The organism is Cellulomonas sp. zg-ZUI22, from assembly GCF_017353535.1.
Taxonomy (GTDB): Bacteria; Actinomycetota; Actinomycetes; order Actinomycetales; family Cellulomonadaceae; genus Cellulomonas; species Cellulomonas wangleii.
Map to the genome: position 1 here is coordinate 733,365 of NZ_JAFMUZ010000002.1, position 16,731 is coordinate 750,095.

The window sequence follows — 16,731 nt, forward strand, 5'->3', positions numbered from 1 at the left end:
CCCGCCCGGGACGGCCCGCGCGGCGGCGCGCCTCAGCGGTCGAGGACGGCGACGGCCTCGAGGTGGTGCGTCATCGGGAACAGGTCGTGGCCGGTGACCGTCACGTCCGACCAGCCGCGCTCACCCAGCAGGGCCACGTCGCGCGCGAGCGCCGCAGGGTCGCACGCGACGTACACGATGCGGCGCGGGCGCAGCGCCGCGATCGCGTCGACGACCTTGCGACCGGCGCCCGTGCGCGGCGGGTCCAGCACCACGACGTCGGCGGCCGCCACGGCAGGCGCGCCGCCGCGCCGCCCGCGCAGCACGTCGAGCACGTCACCGGCGTGCAGCTCGACCTGGGGACGGTCGTGCGCGTTGCGGCGCGCGTCGCGCACGGCCCGCTCGTCGCCCTCGACGGCCACCAGGCGCCCGTCGGCGCCGACCGCGTCGGCCAGCGGGGAGGAGAACAGCCCGGCGCCGGAGTACAGGTCGAGCACCGTCGCACCCGCGACGTCCCCGACGGCCTCCAGGACGCGGGAGGCGAGCAGCGCCGGCGCCTCGCGGTGCACCTGCCAGAACCCGGCGGCGGCCACGCGGTAGTCGTACGCCCTGCCGGCGAGCTCCACGTGCTCGCGCACGGCTGCGCGCGCGTTGGGGCGCGGGTCGCGGCGGTTGCTGTGCAGGTCGAACGGCGCGCCGTCGAGCAGCACCAGCGCCGACGAGCCGTCCGCCGGGGCGACGGCCTCGATCCGCGAGCCGGCCGGCCAGCGCCGGTCGAACAGGCCGAGCGCGGCGATGTGCTCGGTGGCCAGCGGCATGTCCGCCAGCGGCACGACGTCGTGCGAGCGGTACGCGCGCATCCCGGCACGCCCCTCGGCGTCGACGTGCAGGTCGATGCGCGTCCGCCAGGCCAGCCCACCGCGCGCGTCGTCACCCGGCGCCGCCGTGACCTCCGGCTCGAGGTCGAGCCGTGCGAGGCGGCGCAGCTGCTCGGCCAGCACGGCGCGCTTCCACGCGCGCTGCGCGGGCAGCGCGACGTGGGCGAGCTCTCCCCCGCCGACACCGCCGGGGCCGGCGGCGGGCCAGGCGGACGGCACGCGGTCCGGGGACGCCTCGAGGACCTCGACGGCGTCCGCGCGCCAGAACGACGCGTCCGGGGACGCGTCGGTCAGCCGCGCGCGCACCCGCTCACCCGGCAGCGTGTGCCGGACGAACACCACGCGTCCCTCGTGACGGGCGACGCAGTGGCCCCCGTGGGCCACCGGGCCGATCTCCAGGTCGACGATCGTTCCGTTGCTCAGGGTCTCAGAAGGCACCCGGTACGGTACCTCGCACCGGCTCCTCGAGCCCCGTCTGCCCGGCGGAGGACGCGAGCTGCCAGGGCACGGAGGCGACAACGACCCCGGGCGTGAACAGCAGCCGGCTCTTGAGCCGCAGCGCGCTCTGGTTGTGCAGCAGCTGCTCCCACCAGTGGCCCACGACGTACTCGGGGATGTAGACCACCACGAGGTCGCGTGGGCTCTCGCGGCGGATCGAGCGGACGTAGGTGAGCACCGGGCGCGTGATCTCGCGGAACGGCGAGTCCAGGACCTTGAGCGGGACCGGCACGTCGGCCGCCTCCCACTGCGCGCGCAGCTCCGCGACGTCGTCGGCGTCGACCCCGACCGTCACGGCCTCCACGACGTTCGGCCGGGACGCGCGGGCGTACGCCAGCGCGCGCATCGTGGGACGGTGCAGGTGCGACACCAGCACGACCGCGTGCACGCGGCTGGGCAGCGCGCGGGCCGCCTGCTCGTCGGCACCGAGCGCCAGCTCGGCACGGACGCGCGAGTAGTGGCGGTGCACCGCCTGCATGACGACGTAGACGCCCGCCATCGCCAGGATCGCGATCCACGCACCCAGCAGGAACTTGGTGGCGAGCACGATCAGCAGCACCGTGGCGGTCATGCCCAGGCCGATCGCGTTGACCACGCGGGACCGTCGCATCCGGGCGCGGACCTGCGGGTCGGGCTCGGTGCGCAGCCCCCGCGTCCAGTGCCGCACCATGCCCAGCTGCGACAGCGTGAACGAGACGAAGACCCCGACGATGTACAGCTGGATGAGACGCGTGACCTGCGCGTCGAACGCCCAGATGAGCGCGATCGCGCCGAGGGCGAGCGTCACGATGCCGTTGGAGAACGCCAGCCGGTCGCCGCGGGTGTGCAGCTGGCGCGGCAGGTAGCCGTCGCGGGCCAGGATCGAGCCCAGGACGGGGAAGCCGTTGAAGGCCGTGTTGGCGGCCAGCACCAGGATCAGGCCCGTGACGACCGACACGAGCACGAACAGCAGGTGCTGCCCGGAGAACACGGCGCCGGCGAGCTGGCTGATGACGGGGTGCTGCTCGTACCCCTCGCCGACCGGCACGCCGTCCCGCAGCAGCTGCGTGGCGGGGTCGTCGACGAACCTCACGCCCGTGGCCTGCGCGAGCAGCAGGATCGACAGGATCATCGCGACCGAGATGGACCCGAGCAGCGCCAGCGTCGTGGCGGCGTTGCGCGACTTCGGCTTGCGGAAGGCGGGCACACCGTTGCTGATCGCCTCGACACCGGTCAGGGCGGCGCAGCCCGAGGCGAACGCGCGCAGCACGAGGAACCCGCCCGCCAGGCCCATGAGCCCCTGGTCGAACCCCTGCTCGGCCGCGACGCCCAGGCCGGCGCTCTCGGCCGGCGGCAGGGTCCCCGAGAAGTAGCGCACGGCACCGACCACCGCGAGCGAGCCCATCGCGCCCATGAACAGGTACACGGGGACGGCGAAGACGGTGCCCGACTCCTTGACGCCGCGCAGGTTGAGCAGCGTGAGCACCACGACCAGCGCGATCGCGAAGGACGTCTCGTGCCCGCGCAGCGCCGGGACGGCGGTGGCGGCGTACTGCGCCCCGGACGAGATCGACACCGCCACGGTCAGCACGTAGTCCACGAGCAGGGCGCTCGCGACCGTGACGCCCGCCTTGGGGCCGAGGTTGACGGACGCGACCTCGTAATCGCCGCCGCCCGAGGGGTACGCGTGCACGTTCTGGCGGTAGGAGGCCACCACCGTCAGCAGCACGACCGCGACGCCCAGCCCGACCCACGGCGAGACGGTCAGCGCCGTCAGCCCCGCCAGGGACAGTGTGAGCAGGATCTCGTCGGGGGCGTACGCGACGGAGGACAGGGCGTCGGACGCGAAGACGGGCAGCGCGATGCGCTTGGGGAGCAGGGTGTGGCCCAGCCGGTCGCTACGGACCGGACGGCCGAGCACGAGCCGCTTGGCGGCGTCTGCGAGGTCCGACACGATGAGCGATCGTATGCCCGTCCGATCCCCGGCACACGCGGGTTCGCCCCACGCGTGACCACGACGACGGACGCGCTGCGGCCCGGGCACCCCCGGGTATAGCGTGACCGGCTGTGCACTTCGTCATCATGGGATGCGGACGCGTGGGGGCGACGCTCGCGCAGTCCCTGGAGTCCCGCGGTCACTCCGTGGCCGTCATCGACCAGAACCCCGAGGCGTTCCGCCGCCTCGACGCCGGCTTCTCCGGCAACAAGGTGACCGGCCTCGGGTTCGACCGCGACACCCTGCGGACCGCCGGCATCGACGACACCTACGCGTTCGCCGCCGTGTCCGACGGCGACAACTCGAACATCCTCGCCGCCCGTGTGGTGCGCGAGACGTTCGGTGTCGAGAACGTGGTCGCCCGCATCTACGACCCGCACCGCGCCGAGATCTACCAGCGCCTCGGCATCCCGACCGTGGCCACCGTGCGGTGGACCGCCGACCAGGTCCTGCGGCGCATGCTCCCGATGGGAACCACCGACGAGTACCGCGACGCCTCCGGGCGCATCCAGCTGACGCAGGTCGACGTCCACCCGGGCTGGGTCGGACGTCCGCTGCGCGCCCTGGAGAGCGCCAGCGGCGCGCGCGTCGCCTTCGTCACCCGCTACGGCGACGGGCTGCTGCCCGACGCCGGCTCCGTCCTCCAGGAGAACGACATCGTGCACCTGCTCCTCGAGGTCGCGCAGGCCCCCGCCGTCGAGCGGGTCCTCACCGCACCACCGGCGGTCGACGCGTGAGGGTCGTCATCGCCGGCGCGGGCTCGGTCGGCCGCTCCATCGCGCGCGAGCTGCTCGCCCACGACCACGAGGTCACGCTCGTCGACCGCCAGCCCTCCGCCATGCGCGTCGCCCAGGTGGCCGACGCCGACTGGCTGCTGGCCGACGCGTGCGAGCTGCCCACGCTGCGCGCCGTGCGTGCCGACGAGTGCGACGTGATGGTCGCCGCGACGGGCGACGACAAGGCGAACCTGGTCATCTCTCTGCTCGCCAAGACGGAGTTCGGCGTGCCACGGACCGTGGCACGCGTGAACAACCCGAAGAACGAGTGGATGTTCGACGCGGCCTGGGGCGTCGACGTCGCCGTGTCGACCCCGCGCATCATGACCGCGATGGTCGAGGAGGCCGTCGCGGTGGGCGACCTGGTGCGGATCTTCACGTTCCACCAGTCCAAGGCGGACATCCTCGAGCTCACGCTGCCGGAGGGGTCCCCGCTGGCGGGCCTGCGGGTCGGTCAGATCGCGTGGCCCACCGACACCGTGCTCGCCTGCATCGTGCGCGACACGCGCCCGATCGCGCCGAGCCCGGACGACACGCTGGAGGGGCGCGACGAGCTGCTGTTCGTCACGGGTCGCGAGGTGGACGAGAAGGCGCTGGAGCACCTGCTGACCCACGGACCAGCATCCAGCTGAGCCACAGGGCCACGGCCGTCAGCGGCAGCCCCATCGCGAGCTTGGCGGTGCCGAGCCACACGACCTCGTCGGCGAGGAAGAGCGGCAGCTGCACCAGCAGCCGCAGCCCGAACATGCCGACCCACGGCCACGTGGCCAACGCGTAGCGACGGCGCAGCGCCGGGTCGTGCCGCCACTCGACGGCCGCGGACCACGGCCCGCCGCCCAGCGGGCCACGGGCGCTGAACATGCCGACGACGAGTCCCACGAGGGGCCAGCCGGCGACCACCGAGACGAGCGTCCCCACCAGGTAGGCGACGTTGACGAGCAGCCCGTACGCGAAGTAGTCGCTCGCGTCACCGGTCCGCCACGCCCAGATCACGCCGATGCCCACGCCCAGCACGCCGGAGAACGCCTGCGTCACCGGGGTGCGCTGCACCAGCCGCGCCACCACGGCCAGCACCGCGGCCACCGAGGCCGCGATGAGCGCCGGGCGCAGCTGCTGACCTGCCGCGATGTAGACCACGACGAAGAGCAGCCCCGGCGCCACGGCCTCGACCATGCCGCGCACGCCGCCCACGGCGTCGGCGGCCGAGAACTCGTCGGCCGTGATGGCGCGGAGCCCACGGGCGCCGCCCTCCTCGGGCGGCACGGCGTCGTCGATCGCGTCGAGCACCACGGGCTCGTCGTCGTGCGGACCGGGCCGCCGGCCCGTCGGCTCGCTCATCGGCTCACTCCCCCGGTCGCGCGCGCAGCTCGTAGCGCGGGTTGAACACCGTGCGGCGGCCGTCGACGAGGCACACCATGCCGTCCACCTTCAGCCGTCGTCCCGGCTCGATGCCCGCGATACGGCGCCGCCCGAGCCACACGAGGTCGAGCGCGCCCGAGCCGTCGTAGAGCTCCGCCTCGATGGCGGGCACGCCCTCGCGCGGTCGCAGCGTCACCGACCGCAGGACGCCGCTGACGCGCGCCCGCTGGCGGTGCGGCAGCGCGGCGACCGGGCAGCACCCGGGCACGCGCAGCGCGTCGGCCCGCTCCTCATCGGCCTCGATCTCCGCCCGGGAGGCGATGACCTTGCGGAACCTGTCGGTGAGGGTCATCCGATCTCCGTGATCTCCGGGCCGCGCTCGGGGGGCGCCAGCCGCGGGTTCGCCGGCGGCGGGGGCGGCGGCGTCGCGCCGCCCGGCAGCTGCAGCGGGAGCAGGTCGCGCGGCGGCCGCGCGTCCGTGCCGCGCACGACGACGACCTGTCCGAAGAGCTCCTCCAGCCGCCTCGCGGCGTCCGGCTCGACGGCGGCGCGGCCGGTGAGCACACCGCGCACGAACCAGCGCGGACCGTCGCTGCCGATGAAGCGCGCGGGCCGGTGACCCGTGCGGCCCTCGGGCGTGCGCACCGGCAGCCGGGCGAGCAGCTCACGGCCGAAGGGACCGGGCAGGTCGTCCACGGTCCCGCCCTGTTGCGTGATCGAGGCGGCGATCTCCCCGCGGATCTCGTCCCAGATGCCCTCGCTGCGCGGCGCCGCGAACGCCTGGAGCTGCAGCGACGACCCCTCCAGCAGCACGGCCACGGCCGAGACGACGTTCGACGACTTGTCGACCTCGAGGCGCACCTCCATGCCCTCGACCGACGGCAGCTGGATGGCACCGAGGTCCACGCGCGGCACGTCCGGGTGGGGCGCGTCGGCGTCCCAGGGACCGCGCGCGTCGGGTGCCGGCAGCTCCGCGGCCTCGACGTCCTGCGTCTCATCCTGCGGGACGTCGGCCGGTGCGTCGGCCGCGCCGCCCTCCTTCGGGCCACGACGGAACAGACCCACTTCGCTTCCTCCGACCGGCGCTCGCGCGCCCTCGCCCTGCATCGACGTCCTCATGATCCTCAACGACGATCACGACGACAGTAGTTCCGCTCCCGGCCGGCGGCCGGGTCGCGATCACGCCGTGGACGCCCCGCCCGCGGCCGCCGCCCAGCCCCCGCTGGACCCGAAGCCGCCGACGCCCCGCACCGAGTCCGGCAGGGCGTCGACCTCGACGAACGCCGCACGCTCGACGCGCTGCACCACCAGCTGGGCGATGCGGTCGCCGCGACGCAGCTCCACCGCGTGGTCCCGGTCGGTGTTGAGCAGCGTCACCGCGATCTCGCCCCGGTACCCCGCGTCGACCGTGCCGGGCGCGTTGACGACGGTCAGGCCGTGGCGTGCGGCGAGCCCCGAGCGGGGGTGCACGAACGCCGCGTAGCCCACGGGCAGCGCGATCGAGACCCCGGTGGGGACGGTCGCCCGCTGCCCGGGCGCGAGGGTGACGTCCTCGCGTGCCACGAGGTCGGCACCCGCGTCACCGGGGTGCGCGTACGCCGGGGCGGGCAGGTCCGGGTCGAGCCGCCGCAGCAGCACCGGGACGTCCGTGCCGCGCTCGTGCGCGCCGTGCTCGTGCGAGCCGGGCTCGTGCGGGACGGGATGGCTGGTCGCTGTCACGGGGGCCGACCCTACCGTGGGCGCGCGCGACCCGCGCCACACCCCGGCCCGGCCGCCCGTCGACCCGACCGGGTGGCGCCGTGCGGCCCGCGACGCGAGCGCCTCGCACCGCGCGGGTGTCGCCCGCGATGAGATCCTGGGCGCATGACCACCGCACCTGCCCCCGGCACGCCCCCCGAGCCGTCCGGCACCGCCGACGGCGTCCCCGGGTTCCGCGAGCAGCTGTGGCCCGGACCGCTGGGCTGGGTCGCGGTCGTCGCGTTCGCCGTCGTGCTCGGCATCGCGTTCGTGCCCGTCGACACGCGGCTCGCCCTCGCGGCGGGCCTGCTCGCGCTGGGCGCCGGGCTGGCGGGCGCGGTGCTCACCACCCCCCTCGTCCGGGTCGCGCAGGGCACGCTGCAGGCGGGCTCCGCGCGGATCCCGGTCGACGTGCTGGCCGCACCCCGGGTGCTCGACCGTGCCGCGCTGCGCACCGAGCTCGGGCCGGCGCTCGACGCCCGCGCGTACGTCTGCCTGCGGTCGTGGATCGGCACCGCGGTGCGCGTCGAGGTCGTGGACCCGCAGGACCCGACCCCGTACTGGATCGTCTCGACGCGCCGCCCCGACCGGCTCGTGGCCGCGCTGCTCGCGTCCGGCGCACAGCCGGTCCAGACCCCCGGGACGACGCCGGCCGGCCACCCCGAGGGGTGACCGGCCGGTCGGTCGTCGGCGAGGCGCGTCGTCAGGCGGCGCACTCCGAGCAGACGGGCATGCCGTCGCGCTCGTAGGCGAGCTGACTGCGGTGGTGCACCAGGAAGCACTTCGAGCACGTGAACTCGTCTGCCTGGCGGGGAAGGACGCGGACGGAGAGCTCCTCGCCGGACAGGTCGGCGCCGGGCAGCTCGAAGCCCTCGGCAGCCTCCGTCTCGTCCTCGTCCACCACGCCCGAGTTCTTGTCGGAGCGCCGAGCCTGGAGCTCCTGGAGCGAGTCCTCGCTCAGGTCCTCCTCGGTCTTGCGCGGGGCGTCGTAGTCGGTTGCCATGTGTGAGCGTCACACTCCGTCTTCTGCAGCAGTGGTCGTGGTACGCGGGATCAAGGCGCCACGTCAGCGTTTTGTTCCCCGCGCGGGTCGGATTCTGCATCACTTCCGGCCCGGATGCGAACAAGGACACGTGCCCATGTCCGCGGACGTGACGCGCACCACTCACCGGGCATCGTCGCCGCAGGTCAGACCGCTATCGCGGACCACCGTGACCACGGTCGCACACACCCTCGCGGGACGGCGAGTCGGGGGCGTCCGCGTGCAGCTCCTCGAGCAGCGCGACGAGCTCCGCGACGCGTTCCGCCGGGCCCGCGACCACCATGTCCGGCCCGGCCGCACGGCCGCGCAGACCCGTCACGACACCCCCGGCCTCCGCCACCACCAGACCGGCGGCGGCCAGGTCCCAGGGCTGCAGCCCGCGCTCGTAGTACAGGTCGAGCCGGCCCGTGGCGACCTGGCACAGGTCGATGGCGGCGGCCCCGGCGCGACGCACGTCACGCACCCGGGGAAGCAGGTCCGCCAGCACACGGGCCTGGGCGCGGCGCCGCTCGGCGACGTACCCGAACCCGGTGCCGAGCAGGCACCGGTCCAGCGGCGGTGCCGGAGCCACGGTCAGCGGCCGCCCGTCGAGGTGGGCGCCCTGGCCGCGTCCCGCGGTCCACGTCTCCCCCGTCGCCGGTGCGTGCACGCAGCCCGCGAGGACGGTCCACGCGCCCGGGGCAGGCTCACCGACGACCGCGGCGACGCTCACGGCGTACGCGGGCAGCCCGTAGAGGTAGTTCACGGTGCCGTCGATGGGGTCGACCACCCACGTGACACCCGACGTGCCGGGCACGTGACCGCCCTCCTCCCCGAGGATGCCGTCGGCGGGCCGCAGCCGGGCGAGCTCGGCACGCACGAGCTCCTCGCTGGCCAGGTCCATGGCGGTGACGACGTCGACGGCGCTCGACTTGGTCGCCGCCACCCCGACGGTCTCGGGCCGGCCGTCGTGGACCAGCCGGCCCGCAGCGACGGCGACCTGCCGGGCGACGGCGACGAGCTCGGCGACGAGCTGGGCGGACGGTTCCGCGGAGGGAGTGCTCACCCCGCCATCCTGCCGCAGCCGGCCGCGCGCCCCCGCGGCTGACGCGGGGTCGGCACGGCCCCGCGTCAGCCGGCGCCGCCCGAGCCGCTCCCGCGCCACGGTCCCGGTGCGTTGAGGCGGAAGCGCAGCGCGGCGACGCGCAGCACGAAGACACCCGCGGCGACGGCGCCGAGGCCGAGGCCGCCGGCCCACTCCAGGTGCCACAGCGCGACCACCGCGACGGACCCCAGCAGGGCCGGCACCGCGTAGAGCTGCCGGTGGTGCAGCACGACGGGCACCTCGCCCGTGAGGAGGTCGCGCAGCATGCCGCCCCCGACGCCGGTGAGCACGCCCACCACGACGGCGGCCAGTGCGGTGGTCCCGTACTCCAGGCCCTTCAGCGTCCCGACGACCGTGAAGAGCGCCAGGGCGCCGGCGTCCAGGACGTTGATGACGCGCCGGGCGCGCTCGAGCCTCGGGTGCCCGAAGTACATGACGAGCCCGCCGGCGAGCGCGGCAGCCATGAGGCGCAGGTCGCTGATGCCGACCGGCGGCACCGCACCGATCAGGACGTCGCGCAGCACACCGCCGCCCAGGCCGGCCGCCCAGGCGAGCACGAGAATGCCGAAGATGTCGAACTGCTTGCGCACAGCCGCCAGCGCGCCGGACATGGCGCCGACGAAGACGCCGGCGACCTCCAGCAGCGGTTGGGCCAGCAGCTCGGGCATCACGCCCCCATCCTCGCGCAGGCGTCGGGAGCGGGCGCGACGCACGTCACGTGCCGGATGCGGCGGCACACCGGCCCGGGTGCGCGCGTTCGGCGCCCGGAGGTGGCAGGCTCCCTCCTGGAGCCCGGGGAGGTCGTATGGGTGAGCTGGAGCTGGTCGGTCTGCACGAGGACGGCGAGCACCTCGTCGTCGTCGCGCCCGACGGGCAGCGCTTCCGCCTGCGCATCGACGACCCGCTGCGGGCCGCGGTGCGCCGCGACCGTCCGCAGCTGGAGCAGCTGCGCGCCGAGCAGGCCGGATCGCTGAGCCCTCGCGAGATCCAGTCGCGGATCCGGGCCGGCGCCACCGCGCAGGAGGTCGCCGACGCCGCGGGCGTGCCCGTCGAGTCCGTGCGCCGCTACGAGGGTCCCGTCCTGGCCGAGCGCGAGTACGTCGCGGAACAGGCGCGCGGCACGCGCGTCGGGCGCGACTCGGGCGCCCCCCTGCTCGGCGACCTCGTCACGGACCGCCTCGCGGCGCGCGGCGTGGACGTCGGGTCGCTGGCGTGGGACGCCGCGCGCGAGGGCACGGGCCCCTGGACCGTGGTGGCACGGTTCGTCGTCGAGGACGGTCCGCGCACCGCCCGCTGGACGTACGACCCGGTGCGGCGCGCCGTCGTCGCCGACGACGACGAGGCGCGCTGGCTCTCCGAGACGGAGATCGACGAGCCCGTGTCGCGGCGGCACCTGGCGGCCGTGCGGGACGTGGTGTTCGACCTCGAGGCGATGGGCGAGCTGACCGCCGAGGAGCCCGAGCCCACGCACGTGCTGCTCGACGAGCTGCGCACGCGCCGCGGCGTCCGCCAGCCCCTGGAGCTCGACGGCGACGACGAGGAGTTCGAGGGCTTCGGCCCGCAGCACGCGTTCGACTTCACCGCCGGCCCCGGCGGGGCCGGCACGGTCGACGAGGCGAGCGCTCCCGGCGCGCACCCCCGGGACGCCGACCCGGCACGCGAGGCGGTCGTCCTGACACCACCCCGCGGCGAGCGGACGGCCCCGCCGACGGGCGCGGTCCCGGCGGCACCCGCCCCGAAGCCGTCCGCCCCGGAGCCGTCGGCCGCGAAGTCGTCGGCCCCGAAGCCGTCGGCCCCGGAGCCGTCCGTCCCGGACGACGCCACGGAGCCGCGAGCGGGAGCCGGTGAGCGACGCTCCCGGCGCCCGCGCGCCAAGGTGCCCAGCTGGGACGAGATCGTCTTCGGCGCCAAGCCGGAGTGAGGCTCGTCGCGACGGTGTAGCGGCGTCGCGACGGTGTAGCGGCGTCGCGCGGACGAGCCACGCCTCGCCAGCGCCCCCGCGCGGACCCGCGCCCGCTCAGGGAGCGGTGCCGCCCCGGCGGTCGCCCGCGTCGTCGTCGAAGAGCAGGGTCTGCGCGGACGGACCGGTGGCGCGGGCCACGCGCGCGGTCATCCGCCGCACGTGGTGACGACGGCAGAGGACCTCGTAGGCCACCTCGCCGGCCCCGCCCGCGACGTCGCCGACGACGACCTGGTCACCCTCGACCACCATGACACCGTCCAGGGTGCGCGCGTTGTGGGTGGCCCGTGCCCCGCACCAGCACAGGGCCCGGACCTGGAGCACCTCCACCCGGTCGGCCAGCTCGACGAGGCGCGCGGACCCCGGGAACAGCCGGGCACGGAAGTCCGTCGTGATGCCGAAGGCGTAGACGTCGGCGGACAGCTCGTCGACGACGCGGGCCAGCTGCTCGACCTGCACGGCGGTGTAGAACTGCGCCTCGTCCGCGATGAGGTAGTCGACCGGCCGGCCGCGCGTGCGCCGGGTCACGACCTCGGCCCAGAAGTCGGTCGTGTCGTCCACCTCGTCCGCCCGGCGCTGCAGACCGAGCCGCGAGGAGATCATGGCGTTGCCCGCGCGGTCCTGCCGCGTGAACAGCACACCGTCACGCCCGCGTGCGGCGTGGTTGTGGTGCATCTGCAGGGCGAGCGTCGACTTGCCGCAGTCCATCGTCCCCGAGAAGAACACCAGCTCGGCCACGGTCAGCCCCTCCCCGGCACAGGTCGCCCGCTCACCGGTGCACCAGCAGCGGCACGAGCATCTCCCGGGCCGTCAGCGACCCGTGCACGCCCACCAGGGCCATGGACGCCGGCGTCTGCGTGCGGGAGTCGACCACCGTCGCGGCCCCCGTCATCGCGACGACCACGTCCCCGACCACGGGGAGCACCCGCGGCTCGACCGGCCCGAACCACCCGGCCGCGACCGCCTCGTCACGCGTGCGCACGACCGCGTCGTCGCCCAGCTCGTCGCGCCAGCGGGCGGCGACGACACCGGGGTCGACGCCGTCGGCGACGTGCAGGTGCAGCGCGCGGGGCTCTCCCCCCGTGGTCACCACGTCCGCACCCAGCACCGGGTCCGTGCCCACGTCGCGCCGACGCGCCGGGTCGACGTCCACCATCCCGTGGTCGGCGGTGACGACCAGGAGGGTGTCGCGGGGCAGCGAGCGCGCCAGGCGCCCCAGCTCGGCGTCGAGCTCCGCGAGCGCCTCACCCCACTGCCAGGAACCCCAGCCGTGGTGGTGGCCGGTCTTGTCGACGTCGTGCCAGTACAGGTAGGCGAGCCCGGGTTCGCGCAGCGCCCGCACCACCGCGTCGACGCGGCCGTCCAGCGACTCCGCGGCCGCGTACCGCGCACCGCGCAGGGCAGCCCCGGTGAGTCCCGAGCCCTGGAACCGGGCCGGTCCGACGCTGGTGACACGCACGCCGGCGGCAGCCAGCTGCTCGAACACCGTGGGGTGCGGCTGCCAGCGCTCGGCGGGCGGCATGTCGGCCCAGGACACGAGGTTGCCGAGCCGGCCCGTCTCGGGCACCCGCACGGTGTAGCCGAGCATCGCGGTGCGGCCCGGGCCGCACCCGGTGCCGAACGCGGCGACCGCCGTCGCCGTGGTCGAGGGGAACGTGCTGAGCAGCGGCTGCGAGGAGGCGAGCAGCGAGCGGAGGAACGGCGCGTGCCCACCGCGCTCGGCGAGGTTGAGGTGACCCAGCCCGTCCACCAGCACCACGCAGGCGCGCGTCGCGGCCGGCAGCCCCAGCAGCGCCCGGCCGGGCTCGCCGCCGGCCACGTCGACCCCCAGCGCGGCCGCCACCGCGGGCAGCACGTGCCGCAGCGCCGGACCGTCGTCCGGGGTCAGCAGCTCGTCGGGGTGCGGCAGCGCCCCAGCGCGCGCGGACACGCTCACCGCTGGGTCGTCGCCGCCGAGAGCGTGCGCCCGAACCGCATCGCGGCGAGCACCGCCTCGCGCCCCTCCGCCGCGGCGCTCACCCGCACCACGACGTCGTCGGGGGTGATCGAGCCGCTCATGCCGTGGTCGGCGTCGCACTGGGGGTCACCGCAGGACGCGGGCTCCAGGTCGACGCGGGACACCGCGCCCCAGCCGATCGCCAGTGTGAGCTCCGAGGCGCCGTCGCCGGCACGGTGCTGCTGCGGGTCGTTCATGACGTGCGTGAAGGCCACCGAGCGCAGCTCGCGCAGCGGCACCGCCTCGGTCGTCGCCTGGGCGCTGGCCGACGGGTGCTCGGAGTCGGCGGGGTGGTCGTCGACGTGGGTGACGACGAACCGGGTCGCGGTCAGCACGAGCACGGTGACGTGCCGTCGCACCTCCGCACCGTCGAACGTCGTCTCGGGGTGGACCAGGTGGGCGACGGCGTCCTCGCCGGCCAGGGCGAGCTCGAGAACCTCGCCGACGAGCTCCGGGTAGTACCCGGCACGGTGCAGGTCGTCACGCAGCGCGGTGGAGAGTGCAGGCACGCCACCATCCTCCCATCCCCGCGCGGGAGGCCCGGTCCGCCGGTGACCGGCGCGCCAGGGACGTCGCCCGGACGGGCTCACGGCCGCGCCAGCCGGCGGGCGGCGTCGGCGCGGTCGGCCGGTGCCACCGTGACGTACGCGCCGAGCACGGCGAGCCCGTGCGGCGAGACGACCACCGGGTTGAGCTCGAGGGACCGCACGTCGGGCAGGGCGTCGGCGAGCACGGACACCCGGGCGACCAGGTCCTCCAGCGCCGCCACGTCGAGGGCCGGCAGCCCGCGGTACCCGAAGAGCCGGGGCGCCGCACGGGGCGTCCGCACGAGCTCGGCGACGTCGACGTCCGTCAGCGGCGGCACCCGGTACGCCACGTCGCCGAGGAGGTCGGCCGCGTCCCCCGCCACGCCGAGGCTGATGACGGGCCCGAACAGCGGGTCCTCGGCGGACCGCACCACGCACGCGACGCCGTGCGGTGCCATCGCCTGGACCTCCAGGGGCGGCACGCCGGGTCCGGGGTCGTGGGCGTCCGCGAGCGCGAGGATGCCCGCGACGTCCGCACGCAGCTCGGCCGCGTCGGCGACGTCGAGCCGCACACCCCCGAGGTCGGCACGGTGGCGCAGCGCGGGCACGGTGGTCTTGAGCGCGACGGGCCACCCGAGCGCCTCGGCGGCGGCGACCGCCTCGTCCGCGTCGCGCACGCGCACCGACGGCCACACGTGGACCCCGGCGGCGGCCAGCAGCTCGGCGGTCTGGGCCGGGTCGAGCGCCAGCGGGGAGCCGTCGGTGGCACCGGACGCGGCCAGCAGCCGCGCCACCAGGCGGGCGGCCGCGCGGGTGTCGACGCCCGCGGGCCGCACCGGGTGCCCCCGGTCGGCGGCGCGCCACGCGGCGTAGCACGCGGCCCGGCCGAGGGCGAGCGCGGCGTCCTCGGGTGCCGCGTACGCGGGCACGGTCCACGCGCGACCGCCCTCCGCGGTGGCCGTCAGGTCGGGCGTCACGCCGTGCAGGCCGTGGATGCACGCGACGGTCGCCTTGCCGGTGCGGGCCGCGGCGCGGGCGACCTCCCCGGGCAGGACCGCGTCCGGCACCCCGAGGGTCGGGATGCGCAGGACGATCACGACGTCCACGTCGGGGTCGCCGTAGACGCGCTCCACGGCGTCGTGCACCTCGTCCGGTGACGCGTCCTCGGCGAGCAGCTCGACCCGGTCGGTCACGACCAGGCCGGCGGCGGCGGCCGCCTCCGCGACCAGGGCCGCCACCCCCGTGGAGGTCGCGAGCACCGCGGTGCGCCGCCCGCGGGGCAGGGGCTGGTGGGCCAGGAGCTGGACGACGTCGAGCATCTGGTGGACGTTGTCGACCCGGATCACGCCGGACTGGCGCAGCACCTCCTCCAGGGTCCGACGGGGGGCACGCGTCGGACGCACGGCGTGACCCGGGGGCGCGACGTGACCCGAGCGGCCGGCCGTGAGGACGACCACCGGCTTGTGCGCCGCGAGCCGGCGGGCGATGCGCGAGAACTTGCGGGGGTTGCCGATCGACTCCAGGTACAGGGCCACGACGTCGGTGCCGTCGTCCTCGCCCCAGAACTGCATGAGGTCGTTGCCGGACACGTCGGCACGGTGGCCGGCGGAGACCAGCTGGGCGAGCCCCAGGCCACGGCGCTCGACCGCACCCAGCAGCGTGACGGCCAGGGGGGCCGACTGGCAGAACAGCCCGACGCGCCCCGGTCGCGGCGGGCGCGCGGCCAGCGACACGTCCAGCAGGGTGCCGTCGTGCGTCGCGATCAGCCCGAACGAGGCCGGGCCGACCACGCGCATGCCGGCGCCGTGGGCCACGCCCACCAGCAGACGCTGCCGCGCGAGGCCCTCCGGGCCCGCCTCGGCGAACCCGCCGGACAGCAGCACCAGCCCTCGCACACCCAGCGCACCCAGCCGGCGGGCCGCGTCCAGCACGCGCTCGGGCGGCAGTGCCACGACGGCGAGCTCGACGGGCCCCGGCACGTCGTCGATCCGCGCGTGGTGGTGCATGCCGTCCGCGTCGACCCCCGCCCCGTCGAGGCCCTCGGGTGCGCCGACGCCGACGACGTGCACCGTCACCCGTCCGGCACGCGCCTGGCCCGCCAGCCCGGCGACGACGCGCTCGGCCTGGCCGGCGGTCAGCGCGCGGCCCGGCTCCGGGCCGGGTCCCACCACGACGACCGAGCGCGCCGTGAGCAGCGCACGCATCGAGCGCGCCTCGGCGCGGTGCTCGCGGTCCGCGGCGACGGCCAGCGAGCGCTCGGTGGGGTCGATGTCGAACGTCACCTGCACGACGCCGTCCTCGGTGCGCTGGTGCACCTCGTAGCCGGCCTCCTTGAAGACGGCGATCATGCGCCCGTTCTGCGGCAGCACCTCGGCGAGGAAGTGCCGGACGCCGCGCTCGCGCGCCGCCGCGGCCAGGTGCTCGAGCAGCACCGAGGCCAGGCCCTTGCCCTGGTGGGCGTCGGCGATGTTGAACGCCACCTCGGCGGTCTCGGGCTCGACCACGTCGTACCGCGCGACGCCGATGATGCGCTCGGGGGTACCCGCCTCGGGCGACCCGGTCACGGCGACGAGCGCCACCCGGTCGACGTGGTCCACGGTCACCAGCCGCTCGAGGTCGCGCTCCGGCAGGCGGTCGAGGGACGCGAAGAACCGCAGGTACGTCGAGCGCTCGGACTGCGCGACGTGGAACGCCTGCAGCGCCTCGGCGTCGTCCGGGTGGATCGGGCGCAGCCGTGTCGTGGTGCCGTCCGTCAGGACGACGTCCGCCTCCCAACCCGCCGGGTAGGGTGCGGCGGCGGACCCCGGCGCACCAGCCGGGTCCGGGTGCCCGTCAGGGGGGACGACGTCGGCCATGCCGCCAGGCTAGCGGCGCGGCTGCACCGAGGACGGACACGGCGCGGCGACAATGGTCGTGGCGC

Annotated in this window: 17 protein-coding genes; 4 read left to right on the top strand and 13 right to left on the bottom strand. The window is 75.8% G+C overall.

Annotation, left to right across the window (positions count from 1 at the left end; all coding sequences use genetic code 11):
• Nucleotides 1-32: 32 nt before the first annotated feature.
• Together J1G43_RS11070 and J1G43_RS11075 are read right to left on the bottom strand one after the other, a co-directional pair.
• Nucleotides 33-1,295 (bottom strand): class I SAM-dependent RNA methyltransferase, encoded by a 1,263-nt coding sequence (locus J1G43_RS11070; RefSeq protein WP_207371438.1) that lies wholly within the window; start codon nt 1,293-1,295, stop codon nt 33-35.
• Nucleotides 1,285-3,288 (bottom strand): APC family permease, encoded by a 2,004-nt coding sequence (locus J1G43_RS11075; protein WP_207378436.1) that lies wholly within the window; start codon nt 3,286-3,288, stop codon nt 1,285-1,287. The genes J1G43_RS11070 and J1G43_RS11075 overlap by 11 nt, the downstream gene beginning before the upstream one ends.
• Nucleotides 3,289-3,416: 128 nt before the next feature.
• Between J1G43_RS11075 and J1G43_RS11080 the strand changes: the two genes are divergently transcribed.
• Nucleotides 3,417-4,067 (top strand): TrkA family potassium uptake protein, encoded by a 651-nt coding sequence (locus J1G43_RS11080; RefSeq protein ID WP_207342076.1) that lies wholly within the window; start codon nt 3,417-3,419, stop codon nt 4,065-4,067.
• A complete protein-coding gene (locus J1G43_RS11085; protein ID WP_207342077.1) occupies nt 4,064-4,738 on the top strand; it encodes a TrkA family potassium uptake protein in 675 nt (224 codons plus the stop codon). Before J1G43_RS11080 ends, J1G43_RS11085 begins: the two co-directional genes overlap by 4 nt.
• On the opposite strand, the gene J1G43_RS11090 is transcribed toward J1G43_RS11085, so the two are convergent.
• The 4 genes from J1G43_RS11090 to dut all read right to left on the bottom strand — a co-directional run bounded on the left by J1G43_RS11090 (nt 4,671) and on the right by dut (nt 7,103).
• Nucleotides 4,671-5,444 (bottom strand): DUF3159 domain-containing protein, encoded by a 774-nt coding sequence (locus J1G43_RS11090; RefSeq protein ID WP_207378437.1) that lies wholly within the window; start codon nt 5,442-5,444, stop codon nt 4,671-4,673. The genes J1G43_RS11085 and J1G43_RS11090 overlap by 68 nt on opposite strands.
• Before the next feature lie 4 nt (nt 5,445-5,448).
• Nucleotides 5,449-5,817, bottom strand: coding sequence for an OB-fold nucleic acid binding domain-containing protein (locus J1G43_RS11095; RefSeq protein WP_207342079.1), 369 nt, complete (start codon nt 5,815-5,817; stop codon nt 5,449-5,451).
• Complete coding sequence (locus J1G43_RS11100; RefSeq protein WP_207378438.1) at nt 5,814-6,530, bottom strand: DUF3710 domain-containing protein; 717 nt, start codon at nt 6,528-6,530, stop codon at nt 5,814-5,816. The genes J1G43_RS11095 and J1G43_RS11100 overlap by 4 nt, the downstream gene beginning before the upstream one ends.
• Before the next feature lie 114 nt (nt 6,531-6,644).
• On the bottom strand, nt 6,645-7,103 hold the full coding sequence (gene dut / locus J1G43_RS11105) for a dUTP diphosphatase (RefSeq protein ID WP_207342143.1): 459 nt from the start codon (nt 7,101-7,103) through the stop codon (nt 6,645-6,647).
• Nucleotides 7,104-7,328: 225 nt separating this feature from the next.
• Here dut and J1G43_RS11110 point away from each other — a divergent pair, with 225 nt between their 5' ends.
• Complete coding sequence (locus tag J1G43_RS11110; RefSeq protein ID WP_207342081.1) at nt 7,329-7,874, top strand: DUF3093 domain-containing protein; 546 nt, start codon at nt 7,329-7,331, stop codon at nt 7,872-7,874.
• 31 nt (nt 7,875-7,905) lie between these two features.
• On the opposite strand, the gene J1G43_RS11115 is transcribed toward J1G43_RS11110, so the two are convergent.
• The 3 genes from J1G43_RS11115 to J1G43_RS11125 form a co-directional block, all read right to left on the bottom strand.
• On the bottom strand, nt 7,906-8,205 hold the full coding sequence (locus J1G43_RS11115) for a DUF4193 domain-containing protein (protein WP_089798812.1): 300 nt from the start codon (nt 8,203-8,205) through the stop codon (nt 7,906-7,908).
• Between the two features lie 193 nt (nt 8,206-8,398).
• On the bottom strand, nt 8,399-9,289 hold the full coding sequence (locus tag J1G43_RS11120) for an inositol monophosphatase family protein (protein ID WP_207378439.1): 891 nt from the start codon (nt 9,287-9,289) through the stop codon (nt 8,399-8,401).
• A gap of 65 nt (nt 9,290-9,354) precedes the next feature.
• Nucleotides 9,355-9,996 carry a trimeric intracellular cation channel family protein gene (locus J1G43_RS11125; RefSeq protein WP_207378440.1) on the bottom strand — a complete coding sequence of 214 codons (642 nt, stop codon included), beginning with the start codon at nt 9,994-9,996 and terminating at the stop codon, nt 9,355-9,357.
• Nucleotides 9,997-10,133: 137 nt separating this feature from the next.
• Between J1G43_RS11125 and sepH the strand changes: the two genes are divergently transcribed.
• Entirely contained in the window at nt 10,134-11,249 is a 1,116-nt protein-coding gene (sepH, locus tag J1G43_RS11130; protein ID WP_207378441.1) for a septation protein SepH, read from the top strand.
• Between the two features lie 96 nt (nt 11,250-11,345).
• On the opposite strand, the gene J1G43_RS11135 is transcribed toward sepH, so the two are convergent.
• From J1G43_RS11135 to J1G43_RS11150, 4 genes are all read right to left on the bottom strand, one after another.
• Entirely contained in the window at nt 11,346-12,026 is a 681-nt protein-coding gene (locus J1G43_RS11135) for a thymidine kinase (RefSeq protein WP_207342085.1), read from the bottom strand.
• Between the two features lie 31 nt (nt 12,027-12,057).
• The gene (locus J1G43_RS11140; protein ID WP_207378481.1) at nt 12,058-13,218 is read right to left on the bottom strand and encodes a nucleotide pyrophosphatase/phosphodiesterase family protein; all 1,161 of its coding nucleotides are present in this window, start codon (nt 13,216-13,218) and stop codon (nt 12,058-12,060) included.
• Nucleotides 13,219-13,220: 2 nt separating this feature from the next.
• On the bottom strand, nt 13,221-13,793 hold the full coding sequence (locus J1G43_RS11145; RefSeq protein WP_207342087.1) for a DUF5998 family protein: 573 nt from the start codon (nt 13,791-13,793) through the stop codon (nt 13,221-13,223).
• Nucleotides 13,794-13,870: 77 nt separating this feature from the next.
• Nucleotides 13,871-16,666, bottom strand: coding sequence for a GNAT family N-acetyltransferase (locus tag J1G43_RS11150; protein WP_207342088.1), 2,796 nt, complete (start codon nt 16,664-16,666; stop codon nt 13,871-13,873).
• Nucleotides 16,667-16,731 lie beyond the last annotated feature (65 nt).